Annotated in this window: 1 protein-coding gene; it reads right to left on the reverse strand. The window is 54.9% G+C overall.

The window, feature by feature from the left end; translation table 11 throughout:
* Nucleotides 1–104 precede the first annotated feature (104 nt).
* Nucleotides 105–1,267, reverse strand: a protein-coding gene (locus IEX86_RS24625; RefSeq protein WP_188868775.1) for an IS3 family transposase whose coding sequence is annotated in 2 segments (ribosomal slippage) — nucleotides 105–1,012 and nucleotides 1,012–1,267 — 1,164 coding nt in all. Because the reading frame shifts where the segments join, the coding sequence is not laid out codon by codon here.
* Between the last annotated feature and the right edge of the window lie 96 nt (nucleotides 1,268–1,363).

Below are 1,363 nucleotides of genomic sequence, written 5' to 3' on the forward strand. Positions count from 1 at the left end.
AACTTTTGTCTTAACTCACGGCCAGACGCTAAAGGCCGCAGGCTATTACGGTTATGCCATGAACGACTTGGCCGCACAGCCTGCCGCCGAGCGAGATGTAGTGGTCAACAATTTCCGGACACAGAATTGAGTTTTTCCTCGGCCAGCGCTGGTGGTAAGCCTGCGTTGAACTGATGCGGCCGTTGCCAGTTGTACCGCTGCATTAGGAACCGACCGATATCCTGTTGGGCAAGTGAAGCACTCATATACCCCGTGGTCGGTACCCACTCTGTCTTCAGGCTGCGAAACAGCCGCTCCATCGGAGCATTGTCATGGCAGTTTCCGCGCCGGCTCATGCTCTGCTTGAAGCGATAACGCCAGAGCCGCTGACGGAAGCTCCGGCTGCCGTATTGGCTGCCCTGATCCGAATGAAACAGCACATCCTGTGGCCGCCCACTTAGCTCATAGGCCATGTCCAAAGCCTTGATCACCAGATCGGCATCAGGCTTTGACGAAAAAAACCAGCCCACTACACGGCGAGCGAAAAGATCCATCACCGCAGCTAGGTAATGCCATTGGCCTTGGGCCCATACATAGGTGATGTCGCCGCACCAGACCTCGTTCGGCGTCGATACGTTGAACGCTCGATCCAATACATTCGAAATCTCTGGCCGCTCCACCGTGGCCTTCTTGTAGGCATGCGAACCGGGTTGCTTGCTGATCAGGTTCATCTCAGCCATCAACTTGCGCACCTTGAATCGTCCGATCTCGATGCCGTCTTCTCTCATAGAGAGCATGATGCTTCGACTGCCCGCTGCGCTGCGACTTTGAGTGAATAGCTCGTTTACTCGACTGCGCAAAACCAGTCGTTCAACGTCCGGAGATCGGCGCTTACGACAGTGCGCGTAATAGCAGGAACGGGGGACTTCAAATACCGAGCACAACAGATCAACAGGCTCTTCAGCACGAAATTGATCAATCAACGCGAACGCTCGTGCTCCTCGGCCATCAAGAGCGCGGTGACCTTTTTTAGGATCGACTTCTCCCGCTCCAGCCGATTGATCCGGGCTTCCAGTTCCTGGATTTTTTGCTGCTCAGGGGTCAGCGCTTTACTGGTTGGGGTAATGCCGTTTCGCTCCTCTTGGAGCTGGTTTACCCATCGACGCAGGGCCGATTCAATCAACCCAAGTGAACGGGCCGCTTCAACATGGCTGTAGCCCTGATCGAGCACCAGGCTGGCGGCCTCTCGCTTGAACTCGGGTGTGAACGTACGGCGTTGCTTGGTCATCAGACACCTCTCTATGGCAAGTATTCTCGCCTTAAATGAGTGTCCGGATTTAGTAGACCACTACAATGACTCCCTTGAGGTCCTCTCAACGTGAGT

Source organism: Pseudomonas asuensis, from assembly GCF_014646755.1.
GTDB classification, from domain to species: Bacteria; Pseudomonadota; Gammaproteobacteria; order Pseudomonadales; family Pseudomonadaceae; genus Chryseomonas; species Chryseomonas asuensis.